A 16,256-nucleotide genomic window follows, 5' to 3' on the forward strand; every position below is an offset into this window, starting at 1 on the left:
TGTTCAGTCGCGATGTATCGCGTTACGCTCTCCTCGTCACCCGACGTGCCGCAGCGGCGCGTCGACGAGAGGAGGACGGCCATGGCCAGTTGGACGGTCGACAGCCCGCAACGACTCACCCTGGAGGAGCCGGTCACCCGGCTCGACGTCCGGCTCATCACCGGGCGGCTCAACGTCGTCGCCACCGACGGCCCGGCCCGGGTCGACGTCACCCGGGTCAGCAGCCGGCCCGTCATCGTCGAGCACCAGGACGGCACGCTCGTCGTCCGCCACCCGCACCCGCCGCGCTGGCCCGGACTCGCCTGGTGGCTCGGGCAGCTCGGCCGCCGGTTCCGCGCCGAGGTCTCCATCGCCGTACCGGCCGAGGTCCAGGCCGACCTGCGGCTGGTCGACGGCGCGCTGGTCGTCTCCGGGCTGCGCCGGGACACCCAGGTCGACGTCACCTCCGGGCAGGTCACCCTGCGCGGGCTGCGCGGCCGGACCGCCGCGAAGGTCATCTCCGGGCCGGTGGAGGCGCTCGGCGTCTCCGGCGACCTGACCCTGGAGACGGTCTCCGGCGAGGTGATCCTCGCCGAGAGCGCGGCCGACCGGGTACACGCCAACACCGTCTCCGGCGCGATCACCTGCGACCTGGACAACCCCCGGCACAGCGAGATCCGGCTCAGCACCATCTCCGGCGGCATCACCGTCCGGGTCCGCCAGGACAGCGACCTCGCCGTCCACCTGCACACCACCTCCGGCCGGATCACCAGCGGCTTCCCGCAGGTCGGCGGCGCGGCGGGGTTCGGCGCGGTGAAGGACAGCCACGGGGTGCTCGGCGGCGGCGACGGTAAGCTCTGGGCCTCCGCGACCTCCGGCAGCATCGCCCTGCTGGCCCGCCCGGTCGAGGGTACCGACGCCGAGGGGGGACTGCCGTGACCGCCGTGTTCAGCCACGGGCGGCTGCGGCTCTATCTGCTCAAGCTGCTCGACGACGGCCCCAAGCACGGCTACGAGCTGATCCGGCTGCTGGAGGACCGCTTCCTCGGCCTGTACGCGCCGAGCGCCGGCACCATCTATCCCCGGCTGCAACGCCTGGAGGTCGAGGGGCTGGTCACCCACACCGCCGCCGGCGGACGCAAGGTCTATGAGATCACCGAGGCGGGCCGGGCCGAGCTGCGGCAGCGCGCCGACGAGCTGGCCACGCTGGAGAGCGACATCACCGCCTCCGTGCAGGATCTCTCCGCCCTGGCCGGCGAGATCCAGACCGAGGTCCGTGGCTCGGTCCGCGACCTCAAGCGTGAGCTGCGCGAGGCCACCCGGCAGACCCGCCGGACCCGCTGGGAGCCGCCGCCCACCCGGCCGCCGAACGGGGAGGCGCCCCTGCTCGCCGAGTTCGACCAGCGGCTCGCCGCGTTCACCGTCGAGGTCGGCGCGCTGGTCCGGGCCGGCCGGCTCAGCGACACCCAGCTGCGGACCGCCATCCGGGTGCTCGACGGCGCGTTGGACGGGCTGCGCCGGCTGCTGCGCTGAGCCGTGGCCGCCGGGGCGGCGGCTCACAGGTTGTTTCCAGGAACCGCCCAGCGCAGCCGCAGCCAGAGCGCGGATGATGGGGCCCATGGCGGCTACCCAGACCGAGGCCCGACTGCTCGTCGTCGAGGACGACCCGAACATCCTCGAACTGCTCTCCGCGAGCCTGCGCTTCGCGGGGTTCGACGTGGCGACCGCGATGAGCGGCAGCGCGGCGCTGAGTGCCGCCAAGGACCACCGGCCCGACCTGGTGGTGCTCGACGTCATGCTGCCCGACCTGGACGGCTTCGAGGTCATCCGGATGCTCCGCGAGGGCGGTACGCGTACCCCGGTGGTCTTCCTGACCGCCCGGGACGCCACCGACGACAAGATCCGCGGGCTGACCCTGGGCGGCGACGACTACGTCACCAAGCCGTTCAGCCTGGAGGAGTTGACCGCCCGGATCCGGGCCGTGCTGCGGCGGACCGCCACCGGTGAGCACGCGCCGTCCCGGCTCACCTTCGCCGACCTGGAGCTGGACGAGGAGACCCACGAGGTGCACCGGGCCGGCCAGCGGGTGCAGCTCTCGCCGACCGAGTTCAAGCTGCTGCGCTATCTGATGCTGAACGCCAACCGGGTGCTGTCCAAGGCGCAGATCCTCGACCACGTCTGGAACTACGACTTCCGGGGCGACGACAACATCGTCGAGTCCTACATCTCCTACCTGCGGCGCAAGGTCGACAACACCCAGCCCCGGCTGATCCACACCCTGCGCGGAGTGGGCTACGTGCTGCGCAAGCCGGCGGCGTGAACACGGTCCAACAGGCGAAGGGCTGGCTGCGAGGCGTACCCCTCCGGGTGAAGCTGGTCGCCTCGGTGCTCGCCCTGGTGTCCGGCGCGCTGGTGGTGATCAGCGTGTCCACCGCCTACTTTCTGCACGACTACCTGGTGGGCCGGGTCGACGGGGAGCTGAGCGATCAACTCGACCGGGGCATCGTGGTCAACGAGAACAACCCGAACAGTCTCCCGACGGACTACGTGGTCAGTCAGTGGAATCGCACGACTCAGATCGCCATCATCGCCCGCGACAAGTCTCTGGTTGCGGACGATCTGCCCGCGGGACTGAAGAAGGCAGACTGGTACCTGGAACACGCCAACCAGTCGGCCTTCAGCACCGAGGGCGCGGACAAGCGGGTTCGCTGGCGGTTCATGGTCCGGCAGGTCAACGGCGACACGTATGTCGCCATCGGGCAGAACATGAACGACGTCGACCTGGCCGTCCGGCAACTGCTCTGGATCGACCTCCTGGTCGGCGGGGCGGTGCTGCTGATCCTGGCGTCGGTCGGCGCGGCGATCGTCCGGACCAGCCTGAAGCCGCTGGTGGACATCGAGCGCACCGCCGCGGCCATCGCCGGCGGTGACCTGACCCGACGGGTCCCCGACCCCGAGGACGGCCACCCCTGTCCCACCTCGGAACTGGGTCGGCTCGCCCGGGCGCTGAACGCGATGCTGGCCCAGATCGAGGCGGCCTTCACCGCCCGGGCCGCCTCCGAGGCGGCGGCCCGCAGCGCCGAGGTCAGCGCCCGGGACGCCGCCGTCTCGGCCCAGGCATCGGAGGCCCGGGCACGCCGGTCCGAGGAGCGGATGCGGCAGTTCATCGCGGACGCCTCGCACGAGCTGCGTACCCCGCTGACCACCATCCGGGGCTTCGCGGAGCTGTACCGGCAGGGCGCGGCCCGGCAGCCGGAACAGACCGCCGGTCTGCTGCGCCGGATCGAGGACGAGGCGGCCCGGATGGGGCTGCTCGTGGAGGACCTGCTGCTGCTCGCCCGGATGGACCGGGAACGCCCGATCACGCTGGCGCCGGTGGAGCTGCCGGTGCTCGCCTCCGACGGGGTGCAGGCCGCCCGGGCGGTCGACCCGGAGCGCCGGATCGAGCTGGACATCCAGCCGGGCGCCGGTCCGCTGGTGGTGCTCGGTGACGACGCCCGGCTGCGCCAGGTGATCGGCAACCTGATGACCAACGCCCTCACCCACACCCCGCCGGACGCCTCGGTGACCCTGCGGCTGCGTACCGAGCCGGGCAACCTGGCGGTGATCGAGGTGGCGGACACCGGTCCGGGACTGACCCCGGAGCAGGCCGAACGGGTCTTCGAGCGGTTCTACCGGGCGGACGCGGCGCGTACCCGGCGGGCCGGCGGGCCGACCAGCACCGGCCTGGGGCTCGCCATCGTCGCGGCGCTGGTGGCCGCGCACCACGGCACCGTCGAGGCGACCGGCACCCCCGGCGGGGGCGCGACCTTCCGGGTCCGGCTGCCGCTGCTGCCCGACGCGCCGGACGACACGGAGTGACTTTCAGGAAACTTCCAGGCCGATTCCAGGCTGATCGCAGTGCGAACGGAGAAGGTGGACACATGACCGAGTACGAGACCGACCCCCAGCGTCGGCCGGCTCCCACGGACGCCGAGCCGTCGCAGCCCACCGCCGAGCTGTCCCGCGTCGAGGACGCACAGTCCGGCCCCACCGCCGCTGCTCCGGCCGGCGGCCCGGTTCCGGCCGACTCCCCGGCTGCCGGAACCGCCGCCACCCCGGGCACCCCACCCGCCGACCCGTACGCGCCGCAGGCGGCCACCCCGTCCGCTCCGCCCTACCAGGGGCAGCAGCCCTGGTACGGCGGTCAGCAGCAGACCGGCTGGACGGGCGGGGCGCAGCAGGCCCCCGGGTACCCGCCGCACGGCACCGGGCCGCTGCCGCAGTACCAGGGGCAGCAGCCGTACCCGGGCCAGTCGTACCCCGGACAGCCGTACCCGCCGCACCTCGCCGGCCAGCCGTGGGCGCACGGCCCGGCGCCGGCCCGTCCGGGCCGGGCGGCCAAGTTCGTCGGCGCGGGCGCCCTGGTGCTGGCGCTGATGTTCGGCTCCGGCGTGGCCGGTGGCGCGCTCGCGCTCGGGTTGGACGGCGACTCCGGCGGGGTGACCCGCACCTACTCGGCGGCGCCGGTGCTCAACAGCGCCGACCTGCCCAAGATCGCCGCGTCGGTCCAGGACAGCATCGTCACGATCATGACCGACAGTGGTGAGGGCTCCGGGGTGATCCTCAGCGCCGACGGCTACGTGCTGACCAACAACCACGTGGTCGCCTCCGCGAGCGGGGACACGGTCAAGGTGGTCTTCGCCGACGGCAAGAGCGCGCAGGCCAAGATCGTCGGCACCGACCCGAAGACCGACCTGGCGGTGGTGAAGGCCAGCGGGGTCAGCGGTCTCAAGGCGGCGAAGTTCGGTGACAGCGACGGGATGCAGGTCGGCGACCAGGTGCTCGCCCTGGGCAGCCCGCTCGGCCTCCAGGGCTCGGTCACGGCCGGCATCCTCAGCGCCCGGGACCGGACCATCCGGGCCGGTGAGGGCGGCGAGCAGCAGCAGAACTCGCAGCAGGGCGCCAGCTCGATCTCCGGGCTGCTCCAGACCGACGCGCCGATCAACCCGGGCAACTCCGGTGGCGCCCTGGTCAACACCCGAGGCGAGGTGATCGGCATCAACACCGCGATCGCCACCGCCGGGCAGGGCAGCAACGGCAACATCGGCGTCGGCTTCGCGATCCCGAGCAACAAGGCCAAGGACGTGGCCCAGAAGCTCCAGCGCGGCGAGAAGATCAGCCACCCCTCGCTCGGGGTCAGCGTCAACGCCGCCGAGGACGGCGGGGCGCTGGTCGCGGCGGTCGCCCCGGGCAGTGCCGCCGAGAAGGCCGGCCTCCAGCGGGGTGACGTGATCACCAAGTTCGGTGACAAGCCGGTGAACGACTCCAACGATCTGGTCGGCGCCGTGCAGGCCGGCAAGGTGGGCGACCGGGTCGAGGTGGAATACAAGCGAAACGGTTCGACGCAGACGGCAACCGTGACGCTCGCTGAGACGTCCTAACGGATACGGACCTGCCTCCCCTGGGCGGCGGGTGACGGGACCAAGGGGGTTGGTGCCCGTCCCGGGCGGCGGCTGACGGACCAAGGGGGTTGGTCCGGCGGCCGCCGCCTTTCCGTGCCCGGTTCACCCCGACCGGGTGAGTCGGGTTCACCCCGACCGGCGGCACCCTCGACGGAGCACCGCACCGGGAGGGGACACCATGACCACCGCAGCCGCCGTCCGTACCGATCCGCAGATCCAGCGGGACGTGCTGGACGAACTCGACTGGGACGCGCAGACCCGGCCGGCCGAGATCGGGGTGACCGTCGCCGACGGGGTGGTCGCGCTGACCGGCTGGGTGGACAGCTACGCCCGACGCTGGGCGGCCGAGCGCTGCGCGCACCGGGTGCGCGGCGTCCGCGCGGTGGCCAGCCAGCTCGAGGTACGCCTCCCCGGCACCGACGAGCGCACCGACGCGGACATCGCCATCGCGGCGAGCCGGGCGCTGGAGTGGGACAGCTTCGTCCCCGCCGAGCGGCTGGACGTCACCGTTGCCGACGGCTGGCTGATGCTCCGCGGCGAGGTCGAGTACGGCTTCCAGCGGCGTACCGCCGAGCGGGAGCTGCGCCGGCTGCGGGGCGTACGCGGGATCACCAACCTGGTGGAGGTGCGCGCGTCGGCCCCGCCGAGCGACGAGCAGACCCGCCGGGACCTGGCGCGGGTGCTGATCCGGCGGACCGGCACCGAACGGATCGACATCCGGGTCACCGGCGACACGGTGGTGCTGACCGGGGTGGTGCGTTCCTGGTGGCAGCGGGACGAGGCGGAACGCGCGGCCTGGTCCACCCCGGGCGTCCGTGAGGTGCACGACCGGATCGTCGTGGCCGGCTGAGCCGGGTGACCGTTTACCGCCACCGGGGCGGGGAAGACCCCGCCGATCACGTCGGCACCGACACAGGAGGGCTCGTGGCCGGAAATCCACCGCCGCCGGACCGGGTACGTGGGGACCCGCTGCGGATCGCGATGGTGGTGCCGCCGTGGCTCTCGGTGCCGCCGCCCGGCTACGGCGGCCTGGAGCAGGTGGTGGCCGGACTGGTGGACGCCCTGGTCGGGCACGGCCACGCGGTGACCGTCTTCGGTGCCGGCCGGGACCACGGCACGGCCGCCCACTTCGTCTCCACCGTGTCGGACCTCCAGTACGACCGCCTCGGCGAGTCGCTGCCCGAGCTGGCCCACCTGGCCCGGGTCAACCAGCTCGTCACCGCCGCCGACTTCGACGTGATCCACGACCACACCACGATCGGCCCGCTGGTGGCCGGTCGGCGCGCGGTGCCCACGGTGGCCACCGTGCACGGCAACCCGGTCGGCGAGTACGGCACCGTGCTGAGCGACACGGACCACGGGGTGGGTCTGGTGGCCATCTCGCACACCCAGCGCCGGGCGAACCCGGGGCTGCCCTGGGCGGGGACGGTGCACAACGCGATGCCGACGGCGGACTTCCCGCACAAGCGGGTGCCCTCCCGGGGGCCGGTGCTCTGGCTGGCCCGGTTCAGCCCCGACAAGGGGCCGGACGTGGCGATCCGGGCCTGCCGGGCGGCCGGGCTGCCGCTGATCCTGGCCGGCAAGTGCAACGAGCCGGCCGAGCGCCGCTACTTCCAGCAGGTGGTCGAGCCGCTGCTGGACGAGGACGTCACCCTCGTGCTGAACGCCGACCGGGAGGCGACCTTCCGGCTGCTGCTGGAGGCTCGGTGCCTGATCATGCCGATCCAGTGGGAGGAACCGTTCGGCATGGTGATGCTGGAGGCGATGGCGACCGGCACCCCGGTGGTGGCGCTGCGCCGCGGAGCGGTGCCGGAGCTGGTCCGTCCCGGGGTGAGCGGGCTGCTCTGCGACAGCGCCGACGAGCTGCCGGCGGCGTTGCGCGAGTCGGTCGGGCTGGACCCGGCGGCCTGCGTGGCGCACATCGCGGAGAACTTCTCCGTCGAGCGGATGGCCTTCGGCTACGAGGCGATCTACCGACGGGTCGCCGCCGGCTCCGCCGGGCACCTGCGGGAGCCGGTCCGGCTGGCGGCCCGCTGAGGGTCAGGTCCGGGCGGCGCCCAGCTCCGCCGCGGCGGCGTCGAGTCGGCCGGCGTACGCCGGACTGACGCTGCCCTCCCGCCGCCGTTCGACGATCTTGTCGCGGAGCCGGGCCACCGCGACCGTCAGGTCGGCCTGGTTCGTCGCGTTGGCGGCGATGCGGAGCAGGTTGCGCAGGTCGATGCCGACGTCGCTGCGGATCTGACCGGCGCTCAGGCCCTCCTCGATCAGCCCGTCGACCCGGTCCGCCGCCTCCACCACCGTGCCGCCGGGCGGGGCGGGCGGGCTGCTGGTCACCACGGGTGGCCGGACCCGGGTGGGGGGTGCGGACGAGGACGCCGTCCCGGTCTCGACGGCGGTCGGGGACGCCGTCGTGGGAGGCACGATCGGGTCGTAGGTGGGAAGCACCTGCGGCGGTCGGGGTTCGTCGCGCAGCAGCGCCGGCGCCAGCAGCGCCGCCGCGACGGCCACCACGACGGCGGCCAGCACCGCCGGCACGGGCCAGCGGCGGCCGGCGGTGGCCCGTCGTCGGCCCGCGCCGGCCGCCGCCACGCCGCCCGCCGGCCCGGTCGACGCGGGCGAGGGCAGCGTCGTCGCCGTGGTGGCGGTCGGTGCGGGCGCGGTGAGCGCCGGCAGGGTCACCGTCGGCGAGAGCATCGTGGCGGCCTGCGGGTCGGCGGGCAGGAGCTGGTCGCGCAGCACCAGGGCGACCTGGTGGGCGGTCGGCCGCCGCCGCGGGTCGCGGGACAGGCAGCGCAGGCAGATCTCGGCCACCGGCGACGGCAGCCCCGGTACGCCGTCCAGCGACGGCGGGTCGCCCGACTCCAGCGCGGCGCCGAGCTGCTCCCAGGTGTCCGCCGGATAGGGCACCTGCCCGGTCAGCGTCTCGTGCAGCAGCACTCCCAGCGAGTAGATGTCGGTGGCGGGCTGGGCCGGCGCCCCGTCCAGCCGTTCCGGCGCCACGTACGCCGGGGTGCCGAAGGTGCCGCCGTCCTCGTCCTCGTCGGGGGCGCCGACCCGGGTGGCGATGCCGAAGTCCAGCACCTTGGCGCCGACCGGGGTCATCATCACGTTGGCCGGGGTGATGTCGCGGTGCACGATGCCGAGCCGGTGCGCGGCGGCGAGCGCCTCGGCCACCTGGGCGCCGATCTCGACCGCCGCCGGCCAGGGCAGCGGCCCCTCGGTGAGCCGGTCCTCCAGCTCCTCCCCGCTGAGCAGCTCCATCACCACGAACGAGGTGATGGTGCCGTCCGGGGCGAGGGTCTCGCCGTAGTCGTGCACGGAGGTGACGTGCGGGTGCACCAGCTGGGCGGCGGAGCGGGCCTCCTCGCGGACCATGTCCCGGAAGCGGGCGTCGGCGGCGAGCGACGGGGCGAGCACCTTCAGCGCGACGATCCGGTCCAGCACCTCGTCGCGGGCCCGCCAGATCACCGACATGCCGCCGGCCCCGATCTGGTCGATGAGCCGGTACCTGCGGGCCAGTAACCTGCCGGCGTGCAGTGACGCCTTCACATCGCACCTGCCTGGGCTTGGGAGCGCTATCAGGTTGCGGGAATGTGTCCGGCCTGTCAACGGCTGTCCGATCCCCGGTCGCGGAGCGCGACGGGACGTCCCGCCGCGGTGACCGTCGCGGCCGGTCGCGGTGGTGGGACCGGGCCGGTCGGCGGGGTGCGTGCCAGGATGAACGGCATGGATGGCGGTCCGGTGGCGTTCGTGCTCGGCGGCGGGGGAGTGCTCGGCGCGGTGGAGGTGGGCATGCTCCGTGCCCTGTTCCGCGCCCAGATCAAGCCGGACCTGGTGCTGGGCACCTCGATCGGGGCGGTGAACGGCGCCCTGGTCGCCGCCGACCCGTCCGAGGCGGTCACCGACCGGCTGGTCCGGCTCTGGGCGTCCCCCGAGGCCAGCGAGGTGTACGGCGACTCCGTCGCGCGGCAGCTGCGCCGGTTCGCGGCGCGTACCCACCTGCACTCGCCCCGGCCGCTGCGCCGGCTGCTGGAGGGCGAGCTGGGCGAGGAGACCACCTTCGCCGACCTGAAGGTGCCGTTCCGCTGCTGCGCGGCGAACATCGAGCGGGCGGCCGAGCACTGGTTCCAGGACGGGCCGCTGGTGCCGGCGGTGCTCGCCTCCGCCTCGGTGCCGGGCCTGCTGCCGCCGGCCCAGATCGACGGCCAGCACTACATCGACGGCGGCATCGTCAACTCCATCCCGATCGGGGAGGCGGTCGCGGCCGGCGCGAAGCAGATCTTCGTCCTCCAGGTGGGTCGGATCGAGCGGGAGCTGACGCCGCCCCGCCGCCCCTGGGAGATCGCCCAGGTGGCCTTCGAGATCGCCCGCCGGCACCGGTTCGCCCGGGAGATGGCGGCGCTGCCCGACGGGGTGGAGGTGCACGTGCTGCCGACCGGCGGCGGCGAGCCGCGCGACGACAGCCCGTGGGCGTACCGGGACATGGCGGCGGTGGGGCGGCGGATCAGCCGCGCGTACACCGCTTCCCGGCGCTATCTGGACGCGCGGTCGGAACGCTGATGCCGCTGCCCCCGCACTGGGTACGCCGGGTGCTGCTCGCCCCCGGCGTGGTGCTGCTGGCGGTCGCGGTGGTGACCACCCTGCCGCTCTGGGCGCTGGTCGCGCTGGCTGCCTCGCCGCTGGTGCCGGGCCGGCTGCGGCCCCTGCGGCTGCTCTGGATCGGCGCCGTCTATCTGGTCTGGGACGCGGCGGCGCTGCTGGTCCTCTTCGCTCTCTGGCTGGCGTCCGGCTTCGGCGCCCGCAAACGCTCACCGGCCTTCCAGCGGGCCCACTACGTGGTGGCGGGCTGGTTCCTGCGGGTGATGTTCTGGCAGGCGCGCTGGACGCTGCGACTGAGCATCGACGTGGTCGGCACGGACCCGGACACCGCGCTGCCGGGCCGGCCGGAGCTGGTGCTCTGCCGGCACGCCGGGCCGGGTGACTCGTTCATCCTCATCCACGCCCTGGTCAACTGGTTCCACCGGGAGCCCCGGATCGTGCTCAAGGAGAGCCTCCAGTGGGACCCGGCGATCGACGTCCTGCTGAACCGGCTGCCCAACCGCTTCATCGCGCCCGGGCCGGACAGCCGGGACACCGTGGTCAGCCAGATCGGCCACCTGGCCACCGGCCTGGACGACGACGACGCGTTCGTGATCTTCCCGGAGGGGGGCAACTTCACCCCCGGCCGGCGGCTGCGGGCCATCGCCCGGCTGCGGACGCTGGGCCTGGAGCGGATGGCGTTGCGGGCGGAACGGATGCAGCACGTGCTCGCCCCGCAGCCGGGCGGGCTGCTCGCCGCCCTGGACGCCGCCCCCGACGCCGGGGTGATCTTCGTCGCGCACACCGGTCTGGACCGGATGCTCACCGTGACGGACGTCTGGCGGGAACTGCCGATGGACAAGCGGATCGTGATGCGCTTCTGGTCGGTGCCGCCCGAGGAGGTGCCGACCGGCCGGCAGGAACGCATCGACTGGCTCTTCGACTGGTGGGCCCGGATCGACCGGTGGATCGCCGCGAACCGGGACGGCGTCACCGCCTGAGTAGCGCGCCGCGCCGGTCTACAGCCGATCCGCAGAAATCCCACGTATGGTGCGCTCGTGGAGCAGATCTGCGTGGTGACGACGGTGGTGGACTCGCGCGGGGTCGCCGACGTGCTGGCGGCTGCGGCCGTCGCCGGGCGACTGGCGGCCTGTGCCCAGGTCGGCGGACAGGTGGACAGCACCTACTGGTGGCAGTCCGCGATCCAGACCACCGCCGAGTGGTCGGTGCAGTTCAAGACCGCCCCGGACCGGGTGACCGCCCTGGTCGACCAGCTCCGCGCCAACCACCCGTACGAGGTGCCGGAGATTTTGGTGACCCGGGTGGAGAGCGGCAACCCGGCGTACACGGCCTGGGTGCACGACCACACGAGGGCCTAGGTACTCCTACTCTGGGCGGCCCTTGACCGGCCCACCATGCTGACCGGGTGGAGAACACCGGCTACCCCTGTCCCGGCTGCGGCGCACCCGCCGACCTCGTCGCCGGGTGCCCCGGCTGCGGTCGACCGCCGTACCCGCCCGCCGCCGAGGTGGTGCGGCTGGACCGGGAGATCGCGACGCTCGCGCCGGAGGTGGAGCGGGCGCGGGTGACGTACCAGGATCTGCTGGCCCGGCTGGGCACCGCCCGGCAGCGCCGGTCGGAGCTGGCCGCCCGGATCCGTGCGGAGATCCCGCCGCCGACCCTGGCCCGGCCGGTCCCGGTCCGACCCGCGCCGCCGGCTCCGCTGCCCGCGACGCCGGCTCCGCTGCCCGCGACGCCGGCTCCGCTGCCCGCGACGCCGGCTCCGCTGCCCGCGACGCCGCCGACCGGGTACGGCGTCCCGGCCCGCCCCGGGCGGCCGGAGACCTCGACGCGGACCGTGCAGGGGCTGCTGTTCGTCCTGGGTGGACTGCTGCTGGGCACCGCCGCGATCGTCTTCACCGCGGTGGCCTGGGCCGCGGTCGGCGTGGCCGGCCGGGCGCTGATCCTCGTCGCGGTCACCGTGCTGGCGCTCGCCGTGCCGCTGGTCGCCCGGTGGCGCGGACTGCGGGGCACGGCCGAGACGTTCGCCGCGGTGGGACTGCTGCTGGTGCTCCTCGACGGGTACGCCGCCTGGAGCGTCGACCTGGCCGGCGTGGCCGACTGGCCCGGCACCCGGTACGCCGCGCTGGTCGGGGGGGCCGGCGCGGCGATCGCCGCCGGGTACGCGCTGCTCAGCCGGCTGACCGTGCCGTGGTTCGCGGCGCTGCTGATCGCGCAGCCGGTGCTGCCGCTGCTCACCGCGGCGGCCCGGCCGTCCGCGGCGGGCTGGGCGCTGGTGCTGACGGCGGTGGCGCTGGGTGACCTCGTGATGGTGGTCGCCCTGCGCGGCCGGGGGGTTGCCGCTCCGGCACCCGTCGGCGCACCGGGGGGCGGGGTGACCGGTGGGGGACCGGTCCACCCTGCCCCGATGGGGATCGGTGCGGCGGTGGCCGGCGGGGGGCCGGTCGCCGCCGCACCGGTCGGACCGGCGATCCTCGTGGGCAGCCCGGCGGTCGTCGCCGGCCGGGTGCTCGGCTGGCTGGGGTACGCGGTCGCGCTGGCCGCCGCCGCCGGCTGTGCGCTGGTGCCGCTGGCCCTGGGCCGGGCGGCCGGTACGCCGCTGCTGGCCGGGGGTCCGCTGCTGATGGTGGCGCTGGCCCTGCACGGCGGCGCGCTGCTGGCCGGTGGCCGGACGTTCCGGGTGGCGACCGCCGGGCTGCTGGTGCCGGTGCTCGCCACCGCACTGCTGCGGCCGGTCGGCGCGCTGCGGCCGGGGCTGCTGCTGGTGGCCGCCGCGGTGATCGGGCTCGGGCTGGCCGGGGCGGTGCGGCTGCTGCCGGCGCGGCTGCGTACCGGGCCCCGGGTGGGGGCGCTGGTGGTGGCGGCGGGACTCGCCCAGGTCGGCGCGTCGCTCACCGCGTACCAGGCCGGGCGGGTGGTGGACGGCTCGCTGCCGGCGTGGCGGGGCGCCGATGCGGTGCCGGCGCCGCACTGGGGCTGGCAACTGCCGGTTGCCGTGCTGCTCACCGCCGCGGCGGCGGCGCTGCTGCTGCCCCGGGCCGCCCGACCGGTCGTCGGGGTGCTCGGGGGCACCCTGGCCGTGCTGGCCGCCCCGGCGATCGCGGCCACCCCGTGGCCGACGGTGGTGGCGGTCGACCTGGTGGCCGGCGCGGCGCTGCTGCTGGCCGCCGTACTGCGGCCCCGCACGGGCCACCCGACCGTGCTGACCCCGGCGCTGGCCGGTGCCGCGCTGACCGCGCACGGGCTGCTGGTGGCGCTCGCCGACCCGGCCGGCCCGGTGGTGGCGCTCGCCGTGGTCGTCGTGGTCGGACTCGCCGTGGCGGCCCGGGGGCGGCGCGGTCACGGCGTCCAGCCGGCCGTCGGCGGTGGCGCGCTGCTCGCGGCGGTGCTCGCCGTACCGGTCGGGGTGGCCGTCGGGCTCTTCGCCGTCGGGGCGCCGGCCTGGTGGCAGCTGCGGGGCGTGGCCGTCGCCGCCGGGGTGCTGGTGCTCGGCACGCTCGCGGTCCGTCGACACTGGCCGGACCTGCTCGGGTACGCCTCGACCGGGCTGGCCGGGACGCTCGTGCTGCTCGGCGTCGCACCGCTGGTCGTACCGGCCGCCGAACCGGTGGCGGGGTACGCCGCGCTGGGCGTGCTGCTGGCGCTGGCCTCCGGTGGCGGTGGTCGGCCGGCACCCGCCCCCCGGGTGGCGGGCGTCGCGCTGGCCGGGCTCGCCGCGCTCGCCACCGCCCCGACGGTCCTGCGGGTCCTCGGTGGCCTGCCCGTACGGCCCTGGTCGGGGGTGCCCGCCGTCGAGCCGGTGCGGGGGGCCTGGGGAGCCGGGGCGGCGCTGCTGCTGCTCGCGGCGGCCGGGGCGGCGTACCTGCGGATCGTGCGGGGTGGGCGGTGGCTGCCGGCGACGGCCGCGCTGCCGTTCGCCGCGCTGGCGCTGCCGGTGCTGCTGGCGGCCGTACCGGCGCCCTGGCCGGTGACGCCGGCCGTGGCGTACGCCGTCGGGGTGGCCGCACTGCTCGTCGCGGCCCTGGCCGCGCCGCGTCCGGCGCTGGTGCCGGTCGCCGTGCCGGTGGGCCTGGTGCTCGGCGCGTCGGGGCTGGCCGGGCTGCTCGCCACCCGGGCGGGCACGCTCGCCGGCCTGGGTGTGCTGGTCGTCGCGGCGGCAGCCGTGGGTACGGCCGGCCGGCACCCGGTCACCCGGCTCGCCGGCTGGCCGGCGGCGGTGCTGGCGGCGACCGGCTTCGCGCTGACCGCGTCGCTGGCGGGTGGCCTGCCGGTACGGACCGCCGCGTTCGCGGTGCTGGCGGTGGCGGTGGCGGCGCTGCACGCGGCGCCGCTGCTCGCCCGCCGGGAGGCCGCCGCGGCGTCGACGGTCGGGCTGGCGGTGGAGGCCGCCGGGCAGGCGGTCGCGCTGCTGGCGGTGCTGCTGGCCTGGGGTGCGCTGCGGCACGCGGCGACGGTCTGCGTGCTGTGGGGCGTGGCGGTGGCGCTGCGGGTGCTGCGCCGGGGTGAGTCCCCGGCCCGGCGGCGGGCCCTCGCCGCGATCGCCGGGGTCAGCGAGCTGCTCGGCGGCTGGCTGCTGCTCGCGGCCGGTGGGGTGGTGCTGCTGGAGGCGTACACCGTGCCGGCGGCCGTGCTGGCCCTGGCCGCCGGTCTGGTGGCACTGGGCGGCCGACCCGGGCTGACCAGCTGGCTGGCGCTCGGCCCGGGCCTCGTGGCGGCGCTGCTGCCCAGCCTGGTGTCGGTGCTGGTGGCCCCCGACCCGCAGCCGTGGCGGCGGCTGGCGCTCGGCGCGGCGGCGGTCGCCGCCGTGCTGGTCGGCGCGGTCCGGCGCTGGCAGGCCCCGGCGGTGCTGGGCAGTGTCGTCCTGGTGCCGCTCGCCCTGCACGAGCTGGCCCGGGGCTGGGACCTGCTGCCCCGGTGGATCTTCCTGGCGGTCGGCGGACTGGCCCTGATCGGGCTCGCCGCCACCTACGAGCGGCGCCGTCGTGACCTGCACAGACTACGGAGCGTGGTCGGAAGGATGGGATGAGGGGTAGGGTCGGCCTCACCATCGGTTCGGGGGTTGCCAGGATTACTCACGGCAACGGTTTCGACCAGACTCGGTGAGCAGGGCCGCGCCGAACGGCGTGGCCCGCACCGACGACGGGAGAGCGCGGATGACCGCCCCGATGCTGACGGAACCCCCGGTACGCCGGGGCAGCGACTACGCCGGGCTGTCCCGGCGGATCGCCGAGGCCGGCCTGCTGGACCGCCGCCCCGGCTCGTACGTCCTGCGGATCGTGCTCACGCTGGGTGCCTTCGTCGCCGGCTGGGCGGGTGTGGTGGCGCTCGGTGACTCGTGGGCGCAGCTCCTCCTCGCGGTCGGCATGGCGGTGGCCACCACCCAGGTGGCGTTCCTCGGGCACGACGCCGGGCACCGGCAGATGTTCCGCCGCCGGTGGCCGAGCGAACTCGCCGGGCTGGTCGCCGGCAACCTCGCCGTCGGGCTCAGCTACGGCTGGTGGGTCGACAAGCACAACCGGCACCACGCCAACCCGAACCACGCCGACTCCGACCCGGACGTCGGGGCGGGTGCCCTGGTCTGGACGGACGAGCAGGCAAGGGCGACCCGCGGGTTCGGGCGGTGGCTGGCGGCCCGGCAGGCGTGGTTCTTCTTCCCGATGCTGCTGCTGGAGGGGCTGGCGCTGCACGTGGCGAGCGTCCGGGCGCTGGTGGGTCGGTCGCCGGACGGTGGGTGGGCCACCCCGGTCCGGCACCGGGCGGTGGAGGCGGTGCTGCTCGTCGCGCACGCCGTCGGCTTCCTGGGGCTGCTCCTCGCGGTGATGTCGCCGGTGAAGGCGCTGCTCTTCGTCGTCGTCCAGCAGGGACTCTGGGGCCTCTACATGGGCTGCGCCTTCGCCCCGAACCACAAGGGCATGCCGATGCCGACCGCCGGCGACGACCTCGACTTCCTGCGTAAGCAGGTGCTCACCTCGCGCAACGTACGCGGTGGCCGGTTCGTGGACGCGGCGCTGGGCGGGCTCAACTATCAGATCGAGCACCACCTCTTCCCGAACATGCCGCGGGCCAACCTGCGCCGGGCGCAGCCGATCGTCCGGGCGTACTGCGCGCAGCGGGGCGTCGGGTACGCGGAGACCGGGCTGGTCGAGTCGTACCGGCAGGCGCTGGGGCATCTGCACGAGGTCGGCCGCCCGCTGCGCGACGGCTGACGTCCCTGCTCACGGGCCGTGCCGGGAGC

13 protein-coding genes are annotated in these 16,256 nt (G+C 75.1%); 12 read left to right on the plus strand and 1 reads right to left on the minus strand.

Annotated features, from left to right (window positions below):
* Positions 1-81 precede the first annotated feature (81 nt).
* From ABUL08_RS29300 to ABUL08_RS29330, 7 genes are all read left to right on the plus strand, one after another.
* Positions 82-918: a DUF4097 family beta strand repeat-containing protein gene (locus ABUL08_RS29300; protein ID WP_350933283.1), complete on the plus strand. Its 837-nt coding sequence runs from the start codon at positions 82-84 to the stop codon at positions 916-918.
* Entirely contained in the window at positions 915-1,511 is a 597-nt protein-coding gene (locus ABUL08_RS29305; protein ID WP_350933284.1) for a PadR family transcriptional regulator, read from the plus strand. The genes ABUL08_RS29300 and ABUL08_RS29305 overlap by 4 nt, the downstream gene beginning before the upstream one ends.
* Positions 1,512-1,596: 85 nt before the next feature.
* Positions 1,597-2,298, plus strand: a complete 702-nt coding sequence (locus ABUL08_RS29310) for a response regulator transcription factor (protein WP_242794193.1) — start codon at positions 1,597-1,599, stop codon at positions 2,296-2,298.
* Complete coding sequence (locus tag ABUL08_RS29315) at positions 2,295-3,839, plus strand: sensor histidine kinase (protein WP_350933285.1); 1,545 nt, start codon at positions 2,295-2,297, stop codon at positions 3,837-3,839. The genes ABUL08_RS29310 and ABUL08_RS29315 overlap by 4 nt, the downstream gene beginning before the upstream one ends.
* A 62-nt stretch (positions 3,840-3,901) precedes the next feature.
* Positions 3,902-5,401: a S1C family serine protease gene (locus ABUL08_RS29320; protein ID WP_350933286.1), complete on the plus strand. Its 1,500-nt coding sequence runs from the start codon at positions 3,902-3,904 to the stop codon at positions 5,399-5,401.
* A 199-nt stretch (positions 5,402-5,600) separates the two neighbouring features.
* Entirely contained in the window at positions 5,601-6,272 is a 672-nt protein-coding gene (locus ABUL08_RS29325; RefSeq protein WP_350933288.1) for a BON domain-containing protein, read from the plus strand.
* A gap of 131 nt (positions 6,273-6,403) precedes the next feature.
* Positions 6,404-7,459, plus strand: a complete 1,056-nt coding sequence (locus ABUL08_RS29330; protein WP_350938902.1) for a glycosyltransferase family 4 protein — start codon at positions 6,404-6,406, stop codon at positions 7,457-7,459.
* Positions 7,460-7,462: 3 nt separating this feature from the next.
* On the opposite strand, the gene ABUL08_RS29335 is transcribed toward ABUL08_RS29330, so the two are convergent.
* Complete coding sequence (locus ABUL08_RS29335; protein WP_350933289.1) at positions 7,463-8,971, minus strand: serine/threonine-protein kinase; 1,509 nt, start codon at positions 8,969-8,971, stop codon at positions 7,463-7,465.
* A gap of 177 nt (positions 8,972-9,148) precedes the next feature.
* On the opposite strand from ABUL08_RS29335, the gene ABUL08_RS29340 reads away from it, so the two are divergent.
* The 5 genes from ABUL08_RS29340 to ABUL08_RS29360 all read left to right on the plus strand — a co-directional run bounded on the left by ABUL08_RS29340 (position 9,149) and on the right by ABUL08_RS29360 (position 16,227).
* Positions 9,149-9,982, plus strand: coding sequence for a patatin-like phospholipase family protein (locus ABUL08_RS29340; protein ID WP_350933290.1), 834 nt, complete (start codon positions 9,149-9,151; stop codon positions 9,980-9,982).
* A complete protein-coding gene (locus tag ABUL08_RS29345; RefSeq protein ID WP_350933292.1) occupies positions 9,982-11,001 on the plus strand; it encodes a 1-acyl-sn-glycerol-3-phosphate acyltransferase in 1,020 nt (339 codons plus the stop codon). Before ABUL08_RS29340 ends, ABUL08_RS29345 begins: the two co-directional genes overlap by 1 nt.
* Positions 11,002-11,058: 57 nt before the next feature.
* Positions 11,059-11,379 carry a divalent-cation tolerance protein CutA gene (gene cutA / locus ABUL08_RS29350; RefSeq protein WP_350933293.1) on the plus strand — a complete coding sequence of 107 codons (321 nt, stop codon included), beginning with the start codon at positions 11,059-11,061 and terminating at the stop codon, positions 11,377-11,379.
* A 47-nt stretch (positions 11,380-11,426) separates the two neighbouring features.
* Complete coding sequence (locus ABUL08_RS29355; RefSeq protein WP_350933294.1) at positions 11,427-15,047, plus strand: SCO7613 C-terminal domain-containing membrane protein; 3,621 nt, start codon at positions 11,427-11,429, stop codon at positions 15,045-15,047.
* A gap of 127 nt (positions 15,048-15,174) precedes the next feature.
* Positions 15,175-16,227 carry a fatty acid desaturase family protein gene (locus tag ABUL08_RS29360; RefSeq protein WP_350933295.1) on the plus strand — a complete coding sequence of 351 codons (1,053 nt, stop codon included), beginning with the start codon at positions 15,175-15,177 and terminating at the stop codon, positions 16,225-16,227.
* Positions 16,228-16,256 lie beyond the last annotated feature (29 nt).

It is taken from the genome of Micromonospora sp. CCTCC AA 2012012 (assembly GCF_040499845.1).
In the GTDB taxonomy this organism is placed as follows: domain Bacteria; phylum Actinomycetota; class Actinomycetes; order Mycobacteriales; family Micromonosporaceae; genus Micromonospora; species Micromonospora mangrovi.

Excerpts from the sequence above, each read along its gene's own strand:
- ABUL08_RS29300 (WP_350933283.1), top strand. The coding sequence starts at position 82 with ATGGCCAGTTGGACGGTCGACAGCCCGCAACGACTCACCCTGGAGGAG.
- ABUL08_RS29345 (WP_350933292.1), top strand. The coding sequence starts at position 9,982 with ATGCCGCTGCCCCCGCACTGGGTACGCCGGGTGCTGCTCGCCCCCGGC.
- ABUL08_RS29340 (WP_350933290.1), top strand. The coding sequence starts at position 9,149 with ATGGATGGCGGTCCGGTGGCGTTCGTGCTCGGCGGCGGGGGAGTGCTC.
- ABUL08_RS29360 (WP_350933295.1), top strand. The coding sequence starts at position 15,175 with ATGACCGCCCCGATGCTGACGGAACCCCCGGTACGCCGGGGCAGCGAC.
- ABUL08_RS29330 (WP_350938902.1), top strand. The coding sequence starts at position 6,404 with ATGGTGGTGCCGCCGTGGCTCTCGGTGCCGCCGCCCGGCTACGGCGGC.
- ABUL08_RS29320 (WP_350933286.1), top strand. The coding sequence starts at position 3,902 with ATGACCGAGTACGAGACCGACCCCCAGCGTCGGCCGGCTCCCACGGAC.
- ABUL08_RS29310 (WP_242794193.1), top strand. The coding sequence starts at position 1,597 with ATGGCGGCTACCCAGACCGAGGCCCGACTGCTCGTCGTCGAGGACGAC.
- ABUL08_RS29325 (WP_350933288.1), top strand. The coding sequence starts at position 5,601 with ATGACCACCGCAGCCGCCGTCCGTACCGATCCGCAGATCCAGCGGGAC.